This window comes from Bradyrhizobium sp. P5_C11_2 (assembly GCF_054049755.1).
Genome location: NZ_JBFULT010000943.1, coordinates 1 through 1637, shown reverse-complemented (window position 1 = coordinate 1637; position 1637 = coordinate 1). Strand labels below are relative to the sequence as shown.

The 1637-nt window shown below is 67.2% G+C and carries 1 protein-coding gene and 1 pseudogene; one reads left to right on the top strand and one right to left on the bottom strand.

Translation table 11 applies throughout. The annotated features are described in order from the left end of the window. Positions 1-237: pseudogene (locus ACXJL8_RS40550) on the bottom strand (flagellar hook-length control protein FliK); the annotation flags it as partial. 341 nt (positions 238-578) lie between these two features. Between ACXJL8_RS40550 and mnmA the strand changes: the two are divergent. After that, positions 579-1637: tRNA 2-thiouridine(34) synthase MnmA (mnmA, locus tag ACXJL8_RS40545; RefSeq protein ID WP_456686975.1), on the top strand; the 1059-nt coding region annotated here is incomplete at its 3' end.

Below are 1637 nucleotides of genomic sequence, written 5' to 3'. Positions count from 1 at the left end.
GGCGTCGGTCGAGGAGGTGTCGCGCGGGCCCTTGTCCGGGGCGGAGTCGGTCCGCCGCGGCGCCGTGTCCTGCGCCTGCGCGGCCGCGCTGTTGCTGATCGCCTGGGTGTTGCTGTCGACCAGCGAGCCGAAGGAGTCGTTGGGGGACGTGTCTTTGGAGCTCTGCGACCGGGCAGGCTTTGGCTGCGCGCTCTGGACTTGCACGCTGGCTGCTATGTCTGACGTCCGACCGACCACGGAAAACCCCTTGGAAACATCTTCGGACAAGGGGTAGCAAGGAGCGGGCCAGCCCCGCCAAAAGGAATTTTGGCAAGTAAAATCAATTATTTGTCGAATCTGGCCTGGCGCCGCGAGGCCCTCCGCGACCCCGCCATTTCTGCCTCCCCGGCAAGAATTGCCCTAAGCTTTTGGCCCGCGCGATTGCTTCACCGGAATGGCGCCTATATTAAAGGATCGCTCTCAGCCGCTTTCGACCGGGCAAGCCCCCGAGGAACCAGAGTTCCCCGGGACCGCCGATGTCCCGATCAGAGGCATTACATCGCGGATCGCCGAACGCCGCCGTCAAACTCGCAAAACCCATGCTCAACAGTCTGGATCTCGAAGGCCGTCCGCAGGACACCAGGGTCGTTGTCGCCATGTCGGGCGGCGTCGATTCCTCGACGACGGCTGCGCTGTTGAAGGCGGAAGGCTATGACGTCGTCGGCATCACGCTGCAGCTCTACGACCATGGCGCCGCGACCCATCGCAAGGGCGCCTGCTGCGCCGGCCAGGACATCCACGACGCCCGCGACGTCGCCGCCAAGCTCGGCATTCCCCATTACGTGCTCGACTACGAGGACCGCTTCCGCGAGTCCGTCATCGACAATTTCGCCGACAGCTACGCGCTCGGCGAGACGCCGGTGCCGTGCATCGAGTGCAACCGCTCGGTCAAGTTCCGCGATCTCCTGAAGACCGCGCGCGAGCTTGGCGCCACCGCGCTCGCCACCGGACATTACGTCGCCTCGCGCCGTCGCGACGACGGCTCGCGCGCGCTGGTGTGCGCTGCGGACGCCGATCGCGACCAGAGCTATTTCCTGTTCGCGACCACGCAGGAGCAGCTCGACTATTTGCGCTTTCCCCTCGGCGACATGACCAAGCCCGAGACCCGCGAGCTCGCGCGCCGCTTCGGCCTCGCGGTCGCCGACAAGCACGACAGCCAGGACATCTGCTTCGTGCCGACGGGGCGCTACACCGACATCATCACCCGGCTGCGGCCGAACGCGATGGACCCCGGCGACATCGTCGATCTCGACGGCCGCGTGCTCGGCCGGCACAACGGCATCGCCAATTTCACCGTCGGCCAGCGCCGCGGCCTCGGCATTGCCGCTCACGCGCCGCTGTTCGTGGTGCGGCTGGACGCAGCCGACCGCCGCGTCGTGGTCGGCCCGCGCGATGCGCTGAAGATGCACCGCATCGTGCTGCGCGACGTCAACTGGATCGGCGATGGCGACATCGATCGCGCCATCGGCTCTGGCCTCGAAATGTTCGTGCGCGTGCGCTCGACCCGCAGCCCGCAGCCGGCGTGGCTGCGCGGCGGAGGCGRCCATTACGAAGTCGAGCTCGTCGCCGGCGAGGAGGGCGTCTCGCCGGGCCAAGCC